Source organism: Bradyrhizobium sp. KZN70725, assembly GCF_055264925.1.
Genome location: NZ_JBUYWT010000032.1, coordinates 22,499 through 42,754, shown reverse-complemented (window position 1 = coordinate 42,754; position 20,256 = coordinate 22,499). Strand labels below are relative to the sequence as shown.

At 65.2% G+C, this 20,256-nt stretch carries 19 protein-coding genes; 4 read left to right on the top strand and 15 right to left on the bottom strand.

Going from position 1 to position 20,256, the window contains the following annotated elements; translation table 11 throughout:
• Positions 1 to 54: 54 nt before the first annotated feature.
• From ACZBJS_RS26635 to bioB, 4 genes are all read right to left on the bottom strand, one after another.
• Positions 55 to 1,317 carry an adenosylmethionine--8-amino-7-oxononanoate transaminase gene (locus ACZBJS_RS26635; protein WP_057015366.1) on the bottom strand — a complete coding sequence of 421 codons (1,263 nt, stop codon included), beginning with the start codon at positions 1,315 to 1,317 and terminating at the stop codon, positions 55 to 57.
• The gene (gene bioD / locus ACZBJS_RS26630) at positions 1,314 to 1,946 is read right to left on the bottom strand and encodes a dethiobiotin synthase (RefSeq protein ID WP_316395154.1); all 633 of its coding nucleotides are present in this window, start codon (positions 1,944 to 1,946) and stop codon (positions 1,314 to 1,316) included. Before bioD ends, ACZBJS_RS26635 begins: the two co-directional genes overlap by 4 nt.
• The gene (locus tag ACZBJS_RS26625; RefSeq protein WP_316395152.1) at positions 1,943 to 3,097 is read right to left on the bottom strand and encodes an 8-amino-7-oxononanoate synthase; all 1,155 of its coding nucleotides are present in this window, start codon (positions 3,095 to 3,097) and stop codon (positions 1,943 to 1,945) included. The genes bioD and ACZBJS_RS26625 overlap by 4 nt, the downstream gene beginning before the upstream one ends.
• Before the next feature lie 65 nt (positions 3,098 to 3,162).
• Positions 3,163 to 4,158 carry a biotin synthase BioB gene (gene bioB / locus ACZBJS_RS26620; protein ID WP_316395150.1) on the bottom strand — a complete coding sequence of 332 codons (996 nt, stop codon included), beginning with the start codon at positions 4,156 to 4,158 and terminating at the stop codon, positions 3,163 to 3,165.
• Positions 4,159 to 4,282: 124 nt separating this feature from the next.
• On the opposite strand from bioB, the gene ACZBJS_RS26615 reads away from it, so the two are divergent.
• Positions 4,283 to 4,921, top strand: a complete 639-nt coding sequence (locus ACZBJS_RS26615) for a GntR family transcriptional regulator (protein ID WP_463439469.1) — start codon at positions 4,283 to 4,285, stop codon at positions 4,919 to 4,921.
• A 228-nt stretch (positions 4,922 to 5,149) separates the two neighbouring features.
• Here ACZBJS_RS26615 and greA read toward each other — a convergent pair whose 3' ends face one another.
• From greA to ACZBJS_RS26595, 4 genes are all read right to left on the bottom strand, one after another.
• Complete coding sequence (gene greA, locus ACZBJS_RS26610) at positions 5,150 to 5,632, bottom strand: transcription elongation factor GreA (RefSeq protein ID WP_076824576.1); 483 nt, start codon at positions 5,630 to 5,632, stop codon at positions 5,150 to 5,152.
• 79 nt (positions 5,633 to 5,711) lie between these two features.
• Positions 5,712 to 8,858 carry an efflux RND transporter permease subunit gene (locus tag ACZBJS_RS26605; RefSeq protein WP_316395145.1) on the bottom strand — a complete coding sequence of 1,049 codons (3,147 nt, stop codon included), beginning with the start codon at positions 8,856 to 8,858 and terminating at the stop codon, positions 5,712 to 5,714.
• A complete protein-coding gene (locus ACZBJS_RS26600) occupies positions 8,855 to 10,090 on the bottom strand; it encodes an efflux RND transporter periplasmic adaptor subunit (protein WP_463439468.1) in 1,236 nt (411 codons plus the stop codon). The genes ACZBJS_RS26605 and ACZBJS_RS26600 overlap by 4 nt, the downstream gene beginning before the upstream one ends.
• Before the next feature lie 312 nt (positions 10,091 to 10,402).
• Positions 10,403 to 11,539: a hypothetical protein gene (locus tag ACZBJS_RS26595; protein ID WP_463439467.1), complete on the bottom strand. Its 1,137-nt coding sequence runs from the start codon at positions 11,537 to 11,539 to the stop codon at positions 10,403 to 10,405.
• A gap of 657 nt (positions 11,540 to 12,196) precedes the next feature.
• Here ACZBJS_RS26595 and ACZBJS_RS26590 point away from each other — a divergent pair.
• From ACZBJS_RS26590 to ACZBJS_RS26580, 3 genes are all read left to right on the top strand, one after another.
• Positions 12,197 to 13,309 carry a helix-turn-helix transcriptional regulator gene (locus tag ACZBJS_RS26590; RefSeq protein ID WP_316395141.1) on the top strand — a complete coding sequence of 371 codons (1,113 nt, stop codon included), beginning with the start codon at positions 12,197 to 12,199 and terminating at the stop codon, positions 13,307 to 13,309.
• 153 nt (positions 13,310 to 13,462) lie between these two features.
• The gene (locus tag ACZBJS_RS26585; protein WP_316395140.1) at positions 13,463 to 13,768 is read left to right on the top strand and encodes a hypothetical protein; all 306 of its coding nucleotides are present in this window, start codon (positions 13,463 to 13,465) and stop codon (positions 13,766 to 13,768) included.
• 3 nt (positions 13,769 to 13,771) lie between these two features.
• Entirely contained in the window at positions 13,772 to 14,293 is a 522-nt protein-coding gene (locus tag ACZBJS_RS26580; protein WP_316395139.1) for a DUF1697 domain-containing protein, read from the top strand.
• 139 nt (positions 14,294 to 14,432) lie between these two features.
• Here the strand turns inward: ACZBJS_RS26580 and ACZBJS_RS26575 are convergent, their stop codons facing one another.
• From ACZBJS_RS26575 to ACZBJS_RS26545, 7 genes are all read right to left on the bottom strand, one after another.
• Positions 14,433 to 15,656, bottom strand: a complete 1,224-nt coding sequence (locus tag ACZBJS_RS26575; RefSeq protein ID WP_316395138.1) for a threonine ammonia-lyase — start codon at positions 15,654 to 15,656, stop codon at positions 14,433 to 14,435.
• A 314-nt stretch (positions 15,657 to 15,970) separates the two neighbouring features.
• Positions 15,971 to 16,126: a response regulator gene (locus ACZBJS_RS26570; RefSeq protein ID WP_316395137.1), complete on the bottom strand. Its 156-nt coding sequence runs from the start codon at positions 16,124 to 16,126 to the stop codon at positions 15,971 to 15,973.
• A gap of 54 nt (positions 16,127 to 16,180) precedes the next feature.
• Positions 16,181 to 16,504: an aminoacyl-tRNA deacylase gene (locus tag ACZBJS_RS26565; protein WP_225646649.1), complete on the bottom strand. Its 324-nt coding sequence runs from the start codon at positions 16,502 to 16,504 to the stop codon at positions 16,181 to 16,183.
• Positions 16,505 to 16,715: 211 nt separating this feature from the next.
• Positions 16,716 to 18,242, bottom strand: a complete 1,527-nt coding sequence (bchE, locus tag ACZBJS_RS26560) for a magnesium-protoporphyrin IX monomethyl ester anaerobic oxidative cyclase (RefSeq protein ID WP_463439466.1) — start codon at positions 18,240 to 18,242, stop codon at positions 16,716 to 16,718.
• 113 nt (positions 18,243 to 18,355) lie between these two features.
• Positions 18,356 to 19,096: a di-trans,poly-cis-decaprenylcistransferase gene (locus ACZBJS_RS26555; RefSeq protein WP_057015350.1), complete on the bottom strand. Its 741-nt coding sequence runs from the start codon at positions 19,094 to 19,096 to the stop codon at positions 18,356 to 18,358.
• 29 nt (positions 19,097 to 19,125) lie between these two features.
• Positions 19,126 to 19,548: a transcriptional regulator gene (locus ACZBJS_RS26550; protein ID WP_057015410.1), complete on the bottom strand. Its 423-nt coding sequence runs from the start codon at positions 19,546 to 19,548 to the stop codon at positions 19,126 to 19,128.
• The gene (locus tag ACZBJS_RS26545; protein WP_057015349.1) at positions 19,535 to 20,152 is read right to left on the bottom strand and encodes a hypothetical protein; all 618 of its coding nucleotides are present in this window, start codon (positions 20,150 to 20,152) and stop codon (positions 19,535 to 19,537) included. Before ACZBJS_RS26545 ends, ACZBJS_RS26550 begins: the two co-directional genes overlap by 14 nt.
• Positions 20,153 to 20,256 lie beyond the last annotated feature (104 nt).

Genomic DNA, 20,256 nt, shown 5'->3' with positions numbered 1-20,256 from the left:
ACCACGGCCCGCGATGCGATCATCATCCCTGACTTTTGGGCGCGAAGCGCGCCGTCAAGCCAGCGCGTCGGCCGCACAGCTGATCCCGTCGTAGATCTCCTCGAGATCCGCCTCGGTGACGCAATAGGGCGGCATGACGTAGATCGTGTTGCCGAGCGGCCGCAGCAGCAGATTGCGGCGTTCGAAGAAGGCCTGAAGCTTTGGGCCGATGCCGGCGAGATAGCCCGCATCGCTCGCCTTCAGATCAAGTGCGGTGACGGTCCCGGTGCGGCGGACGTTCTCGAAGCGCGCGTCGGCACGGAACGCGGCGAGCAGACGCTCCTGCATCGCAGCCACCGCGGAGACGCGCGCGCCTGCACCGTGTTGCCAGAGCTCGAGGTTTGCTTTTGCAGCAGCGCAGGCGACCGGGTTTGCCGTGTAGGAGCTGGAATGGAAGAAGGTGCGCGAACGATCACTGGAATAATGTGCGTCGTAGATCTCGGCCCGGCAGAGCGTCACCGCGAGCGGCAGCGAACCGCCGGTGAGGCCCTTCGAATAGCAGGCGATATCGGGCCTGACGTCCGCCTGCTCGCAGGCGAACAAGGTGCCGGTGCGGCCCCAGCCGGTCATCACCTCGTCGGCGATGAACAACACGCCAGCGGCTGCGCAGATGCGTTTCATTTCCTTCAGCACCCAGGGCGGATACATCAGCATCCCGCCCGCACCCAGGATCAGCGGTTCGACAATGAACACTGCCGCGGATTCCTTCCTGCACGCGGCTTCGAGCGCGTCGAGCGTCGTCTGTTCATAGCCAGGCGCCGGAAACGGGATCGACGCGACGTCGAACAGCAGCGGCTCGTAAGCCCTGTTGAAGACGCCGCGCGCGCCGACCGACATCGTCCCGACCGTGTCGCCATGGTAGGAATTTTCCATCACGATGATCTGCGTGCGCGTCGCGCCGATATTGTGCCAGTAGCCGAGCGCCATCTTCAGCGCCACCTCGACGCTGGTCGAGCCAGAGTCGGAGAAGAACACGTAATCGAGCCCGTCGGGCGCCAGCTTCAACAGCTGCGCGGCGACCTGCTCGGCCGGATCGTGGGTATGGCCCGCGAAGATGATCTGGTTGAGCTGCTCCGCCTGGTCCTGGATCGCGCGCACGATGTGCGGATGGCAATGGCCGTGGGTCACGACCCACCAAGATGCGATCGCATCGATGATGCGGCGATCATCCGCGGTGTAGAGATAGGCGCCCTCCCCACGCACGATCCTCGTCATCTCGCCGTGCAGCGCGTGCTGGGTGAACGGGTGCCAGATCGGCGACTTCCGAGCGGATGTCATGGATTGAAATCTTCCCGCCGGAACGACGCCTTGAACGCTGCCTGCAGCGTGTCTGCCGCAAGCGGAGCAAGCCAGGGCAACCGGCCTAGCCGGCGCACCTGCCCGATCTCGCAGATCGCGCGCTCGCTCTCGGGATTGCTCTCGCCGATGAATGCGATCCCGTGAATGTCGATCCCGCGCGTGCGCAGCGCCTCGACCGACAACAGCGAGTGATTGATGGTGCCGAGCGCGGTGCGGGCGCACAGCACGACCGGAAGGCGCCATCGCGCGAAGATATCGATATAGAGCGTGTTGCCGTCGAGCGGCACCATCAGCCCGCCGGCGCCCTCGATCACCAGCGGACGGTCCCCGGCATCGGGCACGCCGAGCGCGGCAGCGTCGATGCGCACGCCGTCGAGCGCGGCGGACTGATGCGGCGAAGCCGGCGTTCGAAGCCGGTAACGCTCCTGCACGATGCGATCCGCCGGGAGCCCGCCAAGCCGTGCGACCAGTTGCGCATCGGTTTCCTCCTCGAGGCCGGCCTGAACCGGCTTCCAGTAGCGCGCGCCGAGGAGGCCGGCGAGGCCCGCGGAGAACACCGTCTTCCCGATCCCGGTATCGGTGCCGGCGATCACGATCCGGCTCGTCATCGCGACCAGCCTTTGGTCTCGTCGACCAGCGCGTCGAGCAGCGCGCGCACGTCGTCCTCGTCGACATTAAGGGTCAGCGCAATCCGCAACCGGGCAGAGCCTGCCGGCACGGTCGGCGGCCTGATGCCTCTGATATCGAAGCCGCGCGCCTGCAGCGCAGACGCCAGCTGCATCGCACGCGCATTGTCGCCGACGATATAGGGCACGATCTGCGAGCGCGACGGGCTGCGCCAACCGCGCAGGTCGAGCTCGCGATGCGTGAACGCGACCAGTTTTGCCAGGCGCTGCTGATGCACGGGCTCCTGCTGCAGGATCAGCAGCGCCTCGCGCACGGCGACGGCCACAAGTGGCGACGGTGCAGTGGCGAAGATGAACGGGCGGCAGCGATTGACCATGAAGTCGCGCAGCACGGTCGAAGCGGTGACCAGCGCGCCGGCGGCGCCCAGCGCCTTGCCGCAGGTATGAACGATCACGAGGTTCTCGCGCCCCTCATAGGACGCCGTCAGCCCACGCCCCTGCTCGCCATAGACGCCGGTGCCATGCGCCTCGTCCACCATCAGGAACGCGTCGTGCCGGTCCGCGATGCCGACGAGGTCGTCGAGCGGCGCGACGTCGCCATCCATGCTGTAGACGCTTTCGACCACGATCCAGGCCCGGCCCGTGCCGCCCTCGGCACGCCAGCCGCGAATGGTGTCTTCGACCGACTGGGGATCATTGTGCGCGCTGATCCGGAATTCGGCCCGGCCGGCCCGCGCGCCTTCATGGATGCTGGCGTGCACGAGAGAATCGAGCACCAGGAGATCGCCGCGCTGCGGCAGCGTCGTCAGCACGGCGAAATTGGCGACATAGCCGCCGCCGAAGAACAGCGCCGTCTCGGCTCCAAAGAACGCGGCGGCTTCGGCCTCTAGCCGTTCGTGCTCCTCGCAATTGCCGCGCAGCAGCCGCGACCCACCGGCGCCGATCGGTGTGCCGGCCTCGAGCGCGGCCGAGACCGCATTCTTGATGCGCGGCGCGTTCGCGAGCGCCAGATAGTCGTTCGAGACGAAATCGATGCCCGCGCGCGGCTTGAGACCGCGCAGCCGATCGTCCTTGCTCAGGGCGTGCAAGGCCGCGGCGTAATCAGCGACCTTGGCCGCATGGATTGCGCTCATGCTTCTCTCTCAGATTTGTAGTTGGTCGCGCGGCGAATCCCGCCGCGCGCGTGCCGGAGTTGCGCTCAGGCGAGGGCGGAGTTGATGCCGAGCCGGTCCAGCAAATCGGCGTCGCGATCGCGCTGCGGGTTCCTGGTGGTCAGCAGCACATCGCCGATGAAGATCGAATTCGCGCCGGCGAGGAAGCACATCGCCTGCAGCTCGTCGGTCATGTATTGCCGTCCGGCCGACAGCCGCACCACGCTCTTCGGCATCATGATCCGCGCAGTGGCAACCAGACGCACCAGCGCGATCGGATCGGGCCGTTCCGCGGTGTCGTTGACCGGAACGCCATTGACCTCGTTCCACAGATTGATCGGCACGCTCTCCGGATGGCTGGGGAGATTGGCAAGCAGCATCAGCATGCCGAGCCGGTCATCGACCTGTTCACCCATGCCGATAATGCCGCCGCAGCAGACCTTGATGCCGGCGTCGCGCACATGCGCGAGCGTATCGATGCGATCCTGCAGGGTGCGGGTGGTGATGATCTTGTCGTAGAACTCGGGCGAGGTGTCGACGTTGTGGTTGTAGAAATCGAGCCCGGCGTCAGAGAGACGCTCGGCCTGCTTTGGCGTCAGCATGCCGAGCGTGACGCAGGTTTCCATGCCGAGGCCCTTCACCGCGCTGACCATGTCGCAGACCTGATCGAGATCGCGGTCCTTCGGGCTGCGCCAGGCCGCAGCCATGCAGAAGCGGGTTGCGCCGGCGTCCTTGGCGCGTTGCGCGACCGCGACCACTTCGTCCCGCGGCATCAGGCGAGTGGCCTTCAGGCCGGTGTCGTAATGCGCGCTTTGCGAGCAGTAGCCGCAGTCTTCCGGGCAGCCGCCGGTCTTGATGCTGAGCAGGCTCGCGGTTTCGACATGGTTCGGATTGAAGTTGGCGCGATGCACGCCTTGCGCCTGAAACATCAAATCCGCGAACGGCAAATTGTAGAGTGCTTCAGCCTCGGTACGGTCCCAGGTCTTGCGGGGCGCTGCACTGGTGCCGCTGTCGGTCCGTTCGATTTCCACGACATCAACCATATGGCTTGCTTTCTCGTTTGCTGTGGACCATAGATAATCTGGTATATTATCTATGATCTGTGGACTTAGAACGATGCTAGCCGAGCCAGTACGCGCGCGCACCCGTTTTTACGATAGATAATCTATGACGAGCGAAGGCGAGAACACGACCACCGCGGGGCGCATCGCCGAAGCGATCGGCGAGCGCATCATCAACGGCGAATTGCTGCCGGACGCGCCGCTGCGGCAGGATCATATCGCGCGCGAATTCCATTCGAGCCACGTGCCGGTGCGCGAGGCCTTCAGGCAATTGGAGGCGCAGCATCTCGTTGTTGCGGTGCCGCGACGCGGGGTGCGGGTCGCGCCGCTCGACACCAGGTCGGTGAAGGAAATCGCCGAGATGCGCGCCGCGCTCGAGGTGGTCGCGTTGCGCAATGCCGCCCCCAGGCTCACATCGGCCCATCTGGCACGGATCGAACTCGCCATGATCCAAGGCGACAGTGCCGAGACGGTGCAGGATTTCGAGATGGCCAATCGCGCCTTTCACCATGCGCTGGTGGCGCCGTGCGCGATGCCGCGGCTGCTTGCCAGCCTCGACGGCCTGCAGCTTGCGAATTCGCGACTGGTGTTCGCGATGGCGCGCAACGCCGGCTGGCGGCCGCGGCCGAGCCAGGATCATCGCGTGATCCTGCAGGCGCTGCGCGCACGCAACATCGAACAGGCCTGCAGCCTGCTGGCGCGGCATATTCAGACTATCGAGCGGCTTGCCCTGCCGGCAGCGTGATCACTTTGCTCCGAATCGAGCGGCGGACTCCGGTTCACCTCGCCCCGCGTGCGGGGAGAGGTCGGAACGCATCGGCAGATGCGTTCCGGGTGAGAGGGGGGTCTCCGCGAGAGTATCTGTCTCCGCGTGTGCGGAGGCAGCCCCTCACCCCAAACCCTCTCCCCGTAAGAACGGGGCGAGGGGACGCGCCGCCTTTGCGACCGCCATTCAATCTAATCCCATCACTCTCTAAGCGATCGCGACGATCTCCAGCTCCTGATCGCCCGAGCCTGCGACGTCGCCCAGGGCTTTGCCCATCAGCGACCTCGCTACCGGCGAGACAAAGGAAATCGAGCCTGCCTTTGGGTCGGCTTCGTCCTCGCCGACAATGCGATAGGTCTGCACCCGCCCGTCGGCGCGGCTGAAAGTCACCGTGCTGCCGAAGGCAACAGTTTCGGTGGAAGCAGGGTCAGGCACGACCTGCGCGGTGCGGAGCCGCTCTGTGAGATAGCGCGCGTCGCGCAACGGAACCGCCGACTGCCGCCGCCGTTCGTTGACGTCGTCCAGCTGCTGCGCGGCCTCAAGGGCCTCGCGTGCCGCCTGGAGCTCACGCTCCAGCGCCTTGCGTCCTGCTTCGGTCACCAGGTTGGGATGCGGCGAAATGGGGCGGTCCGGCAACAGCGTTTCGGACGCGGTCTCGGCACTTTCTTCCTTGGTGAAGGCAACGCTCAATCCAGAACTCCATCGATGAGGCCAGCAGCATAGACCCGCCCCACGCGCCTCCCTAATGCGCGAAGGGATTAGGCAGGATCTAATGCGAGGCAGGCTGTTCCGCCTTGGTCCGTCTGCCGAAGCGGTTCTTTACACCCTCGCGCCAGCCCTGGAAGGTGACGAACAGCATCGGCACCAGGAAGATGCCGACCGAGCTTGCGGCGAGCATACCGCCGAACACCGCGGTGCCGACCGCACGGCGGCTGATTTCCGCGGCACCGGTCGCGACCACCAGCGGCACCAGGCCGAGGATGAAGGCAATTGATGTCATCATGACGGCGCGGAAGCGCATTTGCGCGCCCATCGTCGCGGCCTCCGCGATCGGCTTGCCGGCCTCGCGCTGCTCCTTGGCGAACTCGACGATCAGGATGCCGTTCTTGGCGGCGAGCGCGATCAGCACCACGAGGCCGATCTGACCGTAGAGATCGAGGTTGAGGCCCGCGAGCTTGATCGCAAGATAGGAACCGAACACGCCGACCGCGACCGATAGCAGCACGGGAATCGGGATCGTCCAGCTCTCATACAGCGCGACCAGGAACAGATAGGCAAACAGCACCGCGAGGCCGAGAATGATGCCGGTCTGGCCGGAGGCCGCCTGCTCCTGATAGGCCGTGCCGGTCCACTCGTAGGAATAGCCGGAAGGCAGCGTCGACTTGGAGAGCTCGGCCATCGTCGCGATCGCGGTGCCCGAGGACACGCCCGCCGCCGGGCTGCCGTTCACGGTGACCGAACGATAATTGTTGTAGCGCGTGATCACCTGCGGTCCGGTCACGATGCGCAGGCTTGCGATCGAACGGATCGGCACCATCTCGCCGCCGCTGTTGCGCACATAGATCTGCCAGATGTCGGGGATGTCGCGGCGGTTGGCCGCGTCGCCCTGTACATTGACCTGCCAGGTGCGGCCAAACAGGTTGAAATTGTTGACGTAGATGCCGCCGAGCGTGGCCTGCAGCGCGGTGAAGACGTCGGCCATGTTGAGGCCGAGCGCCTGCGCCTTGGCGCGATCGATGTCGAGATAGACCGACGGGTTGGTCGCGGTGAAGGTCGAGAACACGCGGGCCAGATTTGGATTGCGGTTCGCAGCACCGATCAGCCCGCCCATCACGCTGCTGAGCGAAGCCGGATCCTGCCCCTCCAGCGCCTCGAGCTGATATTCGAAACCGCCGGAGGTCGAAAGCCCGATGATCGGCGGCAGGTTGAACGGCAGCACCGAAGCCTGGCGAATCTGCGATCCCCCAACGAAGGTCTGCCCGATCGCAGCCTGCACCGAGTCGGTGACGGCCTTGCGATCGGCGAACGCCTTCATGCGTGCCACCATGAATGCCGAATTCGGCTCGCTGGCACCGTCGAGTAGCGAGAAGCCGATGATCGACAGCACATGGTCGATCGCCGGATTCTTCTTCAAGAGTGCCTCGACCTGCTTGGTGACCTCGCTGGTGCGTGCCACCGACGCGCCGTCGGGCAATTGCACCGCGATGAAGAAGGCGCCCTGATCCTCCTCAGGCAGGAAGCCGGTCGGCGTGATCTTCGACACGCCGAACACCGCGCCGGCAAACACCAGCACCGCAACCAGTGACAGCACCGCCACACGAACCAGCCGTTGCACCACGCCGGCGTAGCGGTCACGTACCCAGTCGATGCTGCCGAGCACCCGTCCCATGATGCCGCGGCGCGGCCCGCCATGACGCAGGAACACGGCGCACAGTGCCGGCGACAAGGTCAGCGCATTCAGCGCCGAGATCACCATCGCGGCGCTGATCGTCACCGCGAACTGGCGGAACAGCGTGCCGGAAATGCCCGGGATGAACGCGATCGGCACGAACACCGAGAGCAGCACCAGCGAGATCGCGATGATCGGCGCCGTGATCTGGGCCATCGCCTTCTTGGTGGCGTCGGCCGGCGACAGCTCCGGCTCCTCCTCCATGACGCGCTCGACGTTCTCGACCACGACGATGGCGTCGTCGACCACGATGCCGATCGCCAGCACCATCGCCAGCAGCGAGACCGTATTGGCGGAATAGCCGAGCGCCAGCAGCACCGCGAAGGCGCCGATCAGGCTGACCGGAACCGCGACCGCGGGGATCACCGTGGCGCGCAGATTGCCGAGGAATAGGAACACCACGATCACGACGAGCACGAAGGCCTCGCCGAGCGTCTTCATCACCTCCTTGATCGTATCGGAGACGAATGTGGTGGAATCGTACTGCACGAGATAGGTCAGCCCCGGCGGAAACCGCTCCGACAGCCGCGCAAGCGTGGCCTGCACCGCCTTGGCCGTGGTCACCGCATTGGCGCCGGGCGCGAGATAGATGCCCATCGGCACGCCGGGATTGCCGTCGATCCGCGACTCCGAATCCATGTTCTGCGCGCCGATCTCGACACGAGCAACGTCCCTGATCCGCAGCACCGAGCCATCCGGATTGGCCCGCAGCACGATGTCGCCGAACTGCTTGGATGTCGTCAGGCGGCCCTGCGTCTGCACATTGAACTGGAACTGCTGGTCATTGCTGATCGGACGCGCGCCGATGCGGCCGACCGGCGCCTGCACACTTTGCGCCCTGATCGCGGCGATCACGTCCGACGGCGCCAGGTTGAGGCTGGTCAGGCGCTGGGTGTCGAACCAGATCCGCATCGAGTAGTTCAGCTTCGCGAACAGCGAGGCCTGTCCGACACCAGGCGTGCGCGAGATCGCGTCCAGCACGTTGATGATGGCGTAGTTGGTGATGAACAGCGGATCCTGATCGCCGCTCTTGCTGTACAGCACGATGAATTGCAGCACCGCCGAGGATTTCTTCTGCACGGTCAGGCCCTGCGCCTGCACCTCGGTCGGCAATTGCGCGAGCGCGCTCTGCACGCGGTTGTTGACGTTGACGGTGTTGATATCGGGATCGGTGCCGAGCGCGAACGAGACCGTCAGCGTGTAGCTGCCGTCATTGCCGCTGGTCGACTTCATGTAGAGCATCTTGTCGACACCCACGACCTGCGCTTCCAGCGGCTGGGCGACGCTCGATTCGACCACTTCGGCCGATGCGCCGGGGAATACGGCGGAGACCGTGACCTGCGGCGGCACGATGTCCGGAAACTGCGCGACCGGAATCTGCATCAGCGCCAGCGCGCCCGCGATCGTGATCACGAACGCGATGACGATCGCAAGCCGCGGACGATCGACGAAGACGGCAGAAATCATGGGTTATTGCCCGTCGATTTCGGCGCGCTGCTCGCGCCGCCATCCGCCGAAACCTTCATGCTCGACTGGATCAGCGCGCTGACGGGCCCCGGCGCCACCACCTCGCCCGGCTTGACCTTCTGCAACCCCTCGACGACGACCTTGTCGCCGAGCGAGATGCCACCCGTCACCGCCGCAATCGTTGCGGTCGATTGCCCAAGCTGGATCCGCCTTTGCTCGGCCTTGTTGTCCGCGCCGACGACATAGACATATTCGCCTTGCTGGTCCGACAGCACCGCCGAACGCGGGATCGCGAGCACCTCGACCGGCTGCACGCCTTCGAGGAGAACGGTCACGAACTCATTGTCGGTGAGTTCGCGGAGCGAGCCGCCGGCCGCGACGGAGGTATATGTCGGCGGATTGGGGATGGTGCCGCGCAGGGAGATGGTATCGGTGTTCTGCGCGATCGTGTTGTTGACGAAATTCAGCTCGCCGGTCTTGTCGAAGAGCCGGCCGTCCGGCAACCGCAGGCGGATGACGACGGCCTTGAAGCCGCCGCGCGTCGCATAACGGTCGCGCAGATCGAGCGCCTCGCGCACCGGCACGGGAAAGGTGACATACATCGGGTCCTGGCTGACGATGGTCGTCAGGGTTCCCGAGCTCGGCGTCACGACGTTGCCCGCGGTGACCGCGGTGCGTCCGATCCTGCCGTCGATCGGCGAGTGGATCATGGTGTAGTCGAGATTGATCTGGGACAGGTCGACCTGCGCCTGCGCGGCCTGCACCTGTGCCTCGAGGCTCTGCTGGTTGGCGACCGCCGCATCAACATTGGATTGCTGGCCGGCCGGGCCGCCCATCAGGGCCTTGGCGCGATCGGTGGTCAGCTTGGCGTTGACCAGCGTCGCCTGCAATTGGGCGACCTGTGCCTTCTTCGATGCGAGATCGGCCTCGAACGGTCCGCGCTCGAGTTGATACAAGAGATCACCGGCCTTGACCTCGGAGCCCTCGACAAAGTTCCGCTTGTCCAGGAACGCGGTCACACGCGCCACCACGTTGACGCGGTTGGGGGCTTCGATGCGTCCGAGAAATTCATTGGTTTCGGTGATCGGCCGCTTCACCGCCTCGAACACGCCCACGGCAGGAGGCCCGGGCGGCCCAGCCTGGGCATGGGCCGCCGATACTCCCGCCGCCATTAGTCCCGCCGATACGAGAAACCCTGCCAAGCCACCGAGCATGCGTTCCGTACCACTCATGCAGTCCAACCCTTCGGCTACCAACAGACGCTACGAGACGGATATGACGTCGAGTTCCCTCAGACCCGAAGGTCAGGATGGGCAGGTGCGTTGCAGCAGATCATAACGCGGCCAATCCGACAATGCTGTAAGCTGATCGCGATCGTTGCGCCGATCCCGACGACAGCCAGCTTTGTGAAGCGCTGCGACGCCACCATGACACAGCCATTGCGGCCGCGCGGACCGGCTCAGTGCATGCCGCCGGCGCCGAAAGCTCCCGTCAATGTGATCCCACACGAGCGCACTCTCGGTACTCTCGAGGTCAGGCTGCGCTCACAACGCGATGGCGTTCTTCAAGCGAGAGGTGTCTTGATAGGCTGGCGACGCCAGACGTTCGGATAGCCACGGCCGCGCGCGCTTGCCGCTGACCTCGTGCACACCGTCGAAGATGTCCATGTCGATCAAATGCGAATGGCCTGACGATGCGTAGATCGACTGCATTTGTGAAAACTTTTCATCCCGCCCAAGTTCCAGCGCGTTTGCACCGTCACGGCTCCCGATCTCGACGAACAGCGGACACGGGCAGAGCAAGTACGCCAGCTCCGCGCCGGCGTACTTGGCGCGGCCGGCGCTGAAATGAATGTAAGCCGCAAGTTCGACGCCGAGATTCCTGGTGATCACGGATGACATCAGGAACCTCTTCTCGTCGCGCATATATCCGGACACGACAGTCGGCCGCATCTGCCCCGTCGCGGCTTCCAGATGCAGCGCGAGAAAGGCGCCCCAGGACACCCCGTAGACGCCGGCATTCAAACCCGACACGCCGGTGAGCTTCCTGCAAACGATTTCGCCGGCGTCGAGCGATGCGCATGACACGTTGTGGGCGGAGATGCCGTGAGATGCCAGCATCGCGGCGATGTTGTTCTGGCTCTCCTGATTTCCGATCTGGACGATGTAAGGACACCAGACGACGTAACCGTCCCGACATAGCCGTTTGCCGAGCGCGTTCATGTAGTCCTTGTCGGCATCGTCGAAGCAGCGCTCCGGCGTGCTCGCCATGCCGTGGCCGAGCAGGATCAACCCCTTGAATTCTCCATCGGGAATTCCAAGACATCCGCGCACCGGCACGCCGCATTCCAGATCGAACTCGACCTTCACGACCGAGAAGCCATCCGCCGGCGCGCGCCAGAGAACCCGGATCTCGTCACGCGACGGCCGATAAAGCCGCCGCGCGCGGAAGAGAGATCGCATCTCTCCGCGAATCTCCGAACCGGTTGCCACCGCGCGCAGCCTGCCGCTTGCCGCGATATCGAACAACGACCGGCAGAACTGATCGTAGCCAAGGGTCGGCAAGTCGACATTCGCGCATGATCCCTGGCAATGGCCCAGCACCAGCCTGTCGCTGCCGGCCCGCGACGAGGGGCCGACCAGCGTCATCAACAATCCGGAAAGCGCCCTGCGACTGATCATCGACTCTCCCCGAGCCGACGATGGCTCGTATGAATGTCAGAGGTGGCCGCTCAAAGCGCGATCAGACCCGGTTTGAATCGTCATCGCGCCTTAGGCCGCCCGTTAGGCATGATCCTTTTCGAAAAACCGCTTCGCACTTTTCCGGATCATGCCCTAGCTGGCGCCACGGATTGCGCGGATACAAATTAAAGGATGTTCATGCTCGAACGATCGCGTGCAACGTTGCAAATGTGTGACGCCGGCGGGCTTGGCGCAGCGCCAGTCATGCCAATCCGGTTTCGGGATGCTTCGGAATGTTTCCATCTGTCACGTAGCTTCGATTTTGCCGCGCGCGGCGATGATCGTCAGGCCCTGATTATCGAGTCTTCATCAAGTCTCTATCAAGTCATGGGGCCGCCCCGCCGACCTGGCATCGAGCTTCGCCTTCGTCGTCCGTGCGCCGGCGGCCGCGCGCCGGATCGCAGCCGAGCGAGCGAGACCCCGGCCGCCGCGCGAAAATCGCGAAGAAGAGGCGGCGAAAACGTCGGAATTCCCCCTGATGCGCGTGAACGCGCACCGGAATAACCCGGACTCGTGGCTCGGGCTGAATTGCTTTACGCAATATTTCCGAGGTCGCCGGGTTTATCTATTGGGCAACAACGGTTTTTGGGATGACCGATGGCGAACGACCTGCACGAGCATCTGATTGAACTGGCCTATGAGGCCGCGGTCGTCCCCGAATTGTGGCCGAGTGTCCTGCATCAGGTCGGTGCAATCGCGCGTGCGCGCGGTATCGTGCTGCTGACGGCGGCCCCACACGACGTCCGCTGGGTCGCGTCGCCCGACATGCACGACGACACGGTGGCCTATGTCGAGGGCGGCTGGCACGAGCGCAACGGGCGATTGCCGCGCCTGCTCGCGGCCAACCATGCCGGCTTCCTGCGCGACATCGACGTGTTCGATACGCCCGAGGAGGTGCAGCAGGACTTCCAGATCCGCGAATTCTTCCGCCCGCGCGGGCTCGGATGGGGCGCCGGTACTGCGATCCCGGTGCCGAGCGGCGACGTGCTGATCTACAGCGTCGAGCGTGAATACCAGCACGGACCGATCGAGCGGGAAGCAATCGAGCAGCTCGACGCGCTGCGGCCGCATCTGGCGCGTGCCGCGCTGCTGTCGGCACGGCTTGGGATGGAGCGCGCCAGGGCGGCGACCGAATCGCTGGCGATGCTCGGCCTGCCCGCGGCAGTGCTGCGGCGCGGCGGCCGCCTGATGGCAGCCAACACGCTGTTCGACCGCCTGGTGCCCGACGTGATGCAGGATCGCGGCGAGCGCCTGACGCTGGCGGCGACCACTGCCGATGCGCTGTTCGCACAGGCGCTAGCCGCGCTTGATCAGGGACTGATCAGCGTGGAGGTGCGCTCGGTGCCGATCGCGGCGCAGGAGGATCGGCCGCCGCTGATCGTGCATCTGGTCCCGATCCATGGCGCGGCGCGTGACCTGTTCGACCGCGCGGCGGCGATCGTGATCGTGACGCCGGTGGTGCCGGCCGAGGTGCCGACCGCGGAAGTGCTGCAGGGCCTGTTCGACCTGACGCCGGCGGAGGCGCGCGTTGCGCGCGGCATTGGCGAGGGACGCACCGTCGAGGCAATCGCCGGCGCATTCGGCATCTCCCGCGAAACGGTGCGCAACCAGCTCAAGGCGGTGCTGGCCAAGACCGGACTAGGCCGGCAGGTGGAGCTGGCCAGACTGCTCGCCGGCGCGAAGGTGCCGCCGGGGTCGTCAGGAGACTAGCGCACGCCGCGCAAGCCTCGGTGCAGGGGTCGATGCGATCCTCCGGGAATTCGCAAAACGATCGCATGTTCAAACGGTGCCGGTTACGCTAGGGGTAGCGTCCCTCCCTCCGTGCGCCCGCCCGGCGCATGTCCAGTCAATGAGTGCAACTGAATGGCCGAAGCCGACCTCGACGCCGTCATCCGGCAAACCGCAAAAGCGCAGACCAAGGCCGTGATGGCGGCTGCCAAGAAACGCCAGGCCGCCTGGGTCTCTCGCGCCGCCAAGGCCAAGGACAAGGAGACCAAGGCGCGCTTCCGCTTCCTGGCCAAGAGCACGATTCTGAACGCAACCGCAACCGCCAAGCGGTTGCAGAATTCGGCCGAGAACGCCGCCGACGCCTATGCGCGCGCCATGAAGAAGGCGATGGAAGAGCCGCCGCCGGCCAAGAAGCCCGCGAAGAAGAAAACCGACGGCTAGTCGATGCCGCGTTACGTCGCCCTGCTGCGCGCGGTCAATGTCGGCGGCACCGGCAAGCTACCAATGACCGAGTTGAAGGCAATGTGCGTCGACGAGGGATTTGCCGACGCGCAGACCTATATCGCCAGCGGCAATGTCGTGTTCTCCTCGAAGCTCGGCGCGGCCAAGGTCAAGGCCACGCTGGAGCGGCGGCTGCAGGCCTATGCCGGCAAGCCGGTCGGCGTCGCCGTCCGCAGCGCGGACGAGATCGCCGCGGTGCTGAAGGCCAATCCGTTTCCGAAAGCGCCGCCGAACTATACTGTCGCGATCTTCCTCGACGAGCCGCCGCCCAAGGACGCCTTGAAGGACATCAAGGGCCAGCAGGACGAAGAGGTGCGGCTCGGCAAGCGCGAGATCTATGTCGCCTATGGCAGCGGCATGGGCCGCTCGAAGCTGAAGATCCCCGCCGCCGCCAAGGGCACCGCGCGCAACATCAACACTATCGCGAAGCTCGCCGAGCTGGCGGCGGGGGACAACGAGGGTTAGTTCGCCCATTGAAATCCGTCATCCTGAGGAGCGCGCACTTGCGCGCGTCTCGAAGGATGCACGGCCCGGCTGGTGGCCGATTCATCCTTCGAGGCTCGCTCCGCTCGCGCCTCAGGATGACGGTCAAGCAGTCTGACAGCTAACTCTCCCGCACCGCGAATCCTTCGGCGCTGAGCCTTGCCAGCACCTCCTCCAGATGGGCGCGGTCGCGGGTTTCGATCACGAGCTCGAGCAGCGTCGCCTTCGCCGGAAGATCGGAGAAGGTGCGCTGATGCGAGACCTCGATGATGTTGGCGCCGGCATCGGCAAGCAGGATCGACACCGCCGCGAGCTGTCCGGGCCGGTCGACGATGTCGAGCGCCAGTTGCGTCAGTCGTCCCTCGCGCGCGAGCTCGCGGGTCAGGACCGAGGCAATCAGCCTGGTGTCGATATTGCCGCCGGTCAGCACCAGGCCGACTGAGCTGCCCGCAAAGCGCTCGGGAGCTGCGAGCACCGCCGCGAGACCGGCGGCGCCGGCGCCTTCGACCACCGTCTTTTCGATCGAGATCAGGGTCGCGACCGCGCGCTCGATCTGGTCCTCGCTGACCAGGATGATGTCGTCAACGAGCTCGCGCACGATTTTCGTGGTGATCTGCCCGGGCGCCTTGACCGCAATGCCCTCGGCGAGGGTGTCGCCGCGCATCGGCAGCTGCTCGCCTTTGACCGCATTGTACATTGACGGATAGAGCTGGGCCTGCACGCCGACGACCTGGATCGACGGCTTCAGCGCCTTTGCGGCCGTGGCGATGCCCGAGATCAGCCCGCCGCCGCCGATCGGCACCACCAGGATATCGAGGTCCGGCACCGCCGCGAGCATTTCAAGTCCGATCGTGCCTTGTCCTGCAATGATCAGCGGATCGTCATAGGGGTGGATCAGGATCAGGCCCTTCTGCGCGGCATGCGAGCCGACGAACGCGAAGCATTCTTCCAGCGTCTGCCCGGTGATGATGACCTCGGCGCCGTGCCGCCTGGTGTTCTCGATCTTCACCATTGGCGTGCCGATCGGCATCACGATGGTGGCGGGGATGCCGAGCCGCTTGGCGTGATAGGCCACGCCCTGGGCGTGATTGCCGGCCGACATCGCGATCACGCCGCGCTTCCGTTCCGCGGGCGAAAGCGCCTGCAGACGATTCAGCGCGCCGCGCTCCTTGAAGGTCGCTGTGAATTGCAGGTTCTCGAATTTGAGGAACAGGCGGCAGCCGCAGATCTCGCCCAGCGTGCGGCTCTCGTTGCAGGCCGTGACCATGACCGCATCCCGGATCACATCCGCGGCACGGCGTATGTCGGCAAGGGTGATGGCGGCGGTGTCGGAAGGCTGCGGCATCGGGTTTCGCTTTGGTCCGTTTCGTCGGACGGAACCTAGCGGGTTTCGGCGCCGAACACGACCGCGTTAGCGTGCGGCTAACACCCGTTCCTCCGCCCTCGCCGGCCCGGCCGGCTGAACTTCATCGCATTTCGGGCATACCAGCGCGGTGCGGAAATGCTTGTCGAGCACAATGGTTCGCGTCCTGCCGCACTGGCAGCGCATCGGCTTATCCATGGAAAACCGGCCCGGGTTCGAGATGCAAGGAGAGCGTGCGCCTGGCTACCCCAGTCCGGTTAACCCAATATGACTTGCCGCCGGATAATTTGTCGCGGCTAAAAGAGACCGGCGCTGAGATCGAGGCCGTAGCCTGCCCTGAGCGCCGCGACGAGCAGGACCGCCAAGGCGAACAGCAGGAGATGCCGGACGATGCTGCTCCGAAGCGAATTGGCCGGAAACGCGCGTGCGATCGATTGAGCCAAAGCAGTCATTTGCGACCTCCAGAGCCACGTCCCGAAGGTAGGTCGCGTGCAGCGCAGTGAGGTTCAATGCGGCTCGCGGATCGGCCGGCGGCGCGCCAATGTGCTCTGTTCGGGATCACTCGGTGCCCGCACCCGATTCTTGAAGCGGTGACCGACCACGATCAGCCTGCCCTCGGCGCGGATTACGGTATCGGCCGATGGCGCGGACGGCAGATTGTCTTGCGTGACCGCTTCCAGTGCACGCAGGAACTCGCGACCGGCCGATGTGATCTCCCAGCCTTCGACGTCACGGAGCACATAGCCATGGCTAAAGATGTCGAGTTCGGGGACCCGCGACGCCAGACGTTTGATCCGCGCATGCCAATCGTCGCCGCTCGATGAGAGCACGGCGAGATCGTGCTTAAGTGAATTGATTGTGGCTTTGCCGCGGACGTGACTGGCCAATATTTTTAAGATCGCAACCTGTATGCTCAACTCGACGCCTCGACCGCCACGGTTCTTTTTGTTCTGCGCAGCCGACCTGGAAATTATCGCGCTGATGACTGAGGCGTCCAGTCATCAGCGTCAGATATCCAGAACCCGACAAGACGGTATCGACTTACGCCGCGCGTGATGGGCCGACGCGGCGCTCGGGCCGGTGCGACAACATCGATTCCTCCTCCATATCCTGCGGCGCGCCCCAAAATTCCTGCACGGTGGGCCCGTTCTTTAACCTCTTGTCGCGCAGGAAGCCGAGGATTTCGTGCGGCCAGACCCGGCGGCCCATCTGCGTGTACCAGCGCATCGCGTGACGAAGTCCGGCGTCGCGGTGGAGCAGCACGCGGAGCAGCGCCTTCGGGCGGCACTGCAGCACCATCTCGGTGAACTTGAACCAGAGCAGCACGCGCCATGGCGGCATGTGCCGGGTCGCCAGCACCTGATGCTTGTAGTCCCAGAGCCTGCGATCGGTCTGGATGACGCGCCGCTCCGCCGCGAGACGGAAATACGGCGTCCAGCGATGCGGCGTGACGTAGAGCATCTGGATCTGGTCGGGATCATAGGACAACAGCTGCCTGAGACCACGCCAATGATCGCGATCGGTCTCCTCCTCGAAGCCGACCACCCACGTCGCCATCGACAGGATGCCGTGCTGGCGCATCAAACGGATGGCTTCGCGATCGATCGTGGTGGTCGCGCCCTTGCGGATCAGCTCCAGCGTCTTCTCGTCGGTGTTCTCCATGCCGAGCAGGAAGCGCTGCCACCCCGCTTTCTTGTAGAGATGCAGGATATCGGCGTCGCGCACGATGTCGTCGGCGCGGGTCGAGCCGACCAGGATCAGATCGACATCCTCCGCGATCAGGGCCTCGAGAAAGGCCCGCCACGCCTTCTTCGAGACGGTCGGATTCTCGTCGGCGAAATTGATCACCTTGACGCCGTGCTCGCGATGGAGCCGCGCCAGCTCCTTCGCAAGGCGCACGGGATCGCGGTGCCGCCACCGCGTCCAGAAGCCGCGCTGGCCGCAGTAATTGCACAGATGCGGACAGCCGCGCGAGAACTGCACGACGACGGCGCACAGGCCGCCCCAATAGCTGTAGCGCGCGTGATCGATCAATTCCCAGCCGACGCGATAGGCATCGAGATCACGGATGACAGGCGCAGGCGGCATCACGCGCGGCCCGTAATCGTCGCGAAATGCGATGCCGTTGATGATGCGGAGATCCTCGCCGGCCTCCAGCGCCCGCATCAGACGCCGCGCCGTCTCTTCGCCCTCGCCGCGCACGATCGCGGTGACGTAGCGCTCCTCGCGCAGGATGTCGCGCCAGTGATAGGTCGGAAACACGCCGCCATAGACGATCCGCACACCGGGCACGGCCTTGACGATCGCCTGCGCCACCTCGGCGATGACCGGATGGCCCGACGTCGAGCCGGAATGGCCGAACAGCACCGCATCCGGTGCAAATCTCGATGCCTCCGCCACGATGGCTTGGACCGGCATCGGCCCGAACTCGGCATCGATAAGACCGACGTCGTGGCCGTCATCGATCAGGGGGCCGCCGATCGACAACAGGCCAAGTGGCGGCAGATGGTCGTCGGGGATCCGGCTGCCGATCGCCGGGTGCGGCACGTTGATGAGAAGAATGCGCATGGATGATCGCTCCCGCTTTGGTTGGCGTGATCGTTCGTCCCCGCATCTTGTGAGAGAAAGCCCAACCCCCCGGCCGGGCTTTAGGAAGAGAGCAGTTGGCGCGGCTTGACGCGTTAGAGGTTCGGCACCTCCGCCGGCGCGATCGCGGTCAGTCCGCCGAAGCGGCGCTCGCGGCGATGGAAGGAGCCGAGTGCGTCGGCGAGATCGTCGGCATCGAATTCGGGCCACATCCGCTCGGTGAAATGCAGCTCGGCATAAGCGCCCTCCCAGAGCAGGAAGTCCGACAGCCGCTTCTCGCCCGAGGTGCGGATGATCAGGTCGACGTCGCGCAGCCCGGCCTCGCCGGTAATGAGATCGGAGAACGTCTCGCGGCTGAGCTCGCCGGCGCCGGCCGCGCGCGCGGCGGCGTTCAGGATGGCGTCGCGCGCCGAATAATCGATCGCGATGCGCAGATGCAGCGTGGTGCCGCCGGCGGTCTCGGCCTCGGCGCGCGTGATCGCGGCGGCGATTCCGTCGGGCAGCCGGTCGCGGCGGCCGATCACGGTGAGGCGAACGCCGTTGCGCACGAGCGCAGCGATCTCGTTGGCGAGATAGAAGCGCAGCAGGCCCATCAGTGCCGCGACCTCGGCCTTCGGACGGCGCCAATTATCGCTCGAGAAGGCGTAGAGCGTCAGCGTGCCGACGCCCTGGTCCGGCGCGGCCTCGACGATGCGGCGGATCGCCTCGACGCCGGCCTCGTGTCCGCGCAGCCGTGACAGGCCGCGCCGCGTTGCCCAGCGGCCATTGCCATCCATGATGATGCCGACATGGAGCCTGAAGGCGGCTTCCGGCTTGAGCGCGACGTTACTTTGCATCACAAAGTCTCCGGACAAAATGAGATGGTTCAAACCGGCTGGATACCGAGGCGGCCAGCTGCGCGGTCGTCCTTGCCGGCGGCCTTTTCTGCCGTGCCGGCGGCCCTCTCGGCCGTGCCGGCGGCCTTGGCCGCGTCACGCACCAGCTGCTCGAGCACGGCGAGATAGTCGAGGAAGCGGCGACGACCGCTCTTGGTCAGGCGGCAGGTGGTGTGCGGACGATTGCCTTCATAGCCCTTGATGACGTCGACGAGACCGGCCTCCTGCAGCACCTGGAGGTGCCGGCTGAGGTTGCCGTCGGTCAGGCCGCAGAGCTGCTTGAGATCGGCAAAGGCGAGCCCCTTCGGATGCGCCATCAGCGAGGTCAGCAGGCCGAGCCGCGCCTTCTCGTGGATGACGCGGTCGAGGCCGTCATAGGCGAACGGCGCGGTGGTCAGGTCAGTCTTCGGCATCATGGCCTCCGGAAGCGAAATAGAGCAGCGCTGCGAGCAGCAACTGGCCGATCGCGAATGGCAGTCCCATGGTCCAGGGCGACAGCGCGTGGCTCTGGCTTGCGATCAAGAGCACCGTGAAGCCCGACAGGAAATACCAGGCGCCGCCGAGCGCGATCGTGCGCGGCAGCAGGCGGACCGAAGCGAACACGCCAAGGCTGACCAGCACCTGCCACAGGCCGGGCAGCATCCACAACGTCTCGGGCGCGAACTTCCATTGCAGGATCGCGAGCAGCACGCCGGCGATCGCCGCGGGAACGAACTGCTCGATCGCCTGCTGGACCATCGCGTCCGCAAGGCCGGAATGATGCCGCCGCGAGCGCGCCTGCATCTCGATCCAGATCAGCACGGCGGAGACCAACGCGGCCGCCGCCCAGCCTGCGAGGAACGCGATCGGATGAGCGGTGGGATCGGCGAGCCAGAGATATTGCGCAAGCGCCGTGACCAGCGCGATGCCGCTGGTGGCGGCGACGGTTGCCGGACCGTAGCCGCGGAACGCCGTTCCGGCCGCAATCTGGCTGCGGATGGCGAGGATATCGGCCAACGCCTTGTCGAGGTCACGCATGATTCGCCCGAACTTTGTATTGCAAAGTATACGGGATCACCAAGTAAACGCAAGCGGCATCGCGCGGCTTGCCGAGCGTGATGTTTAACAGCTGGTTACTGCGC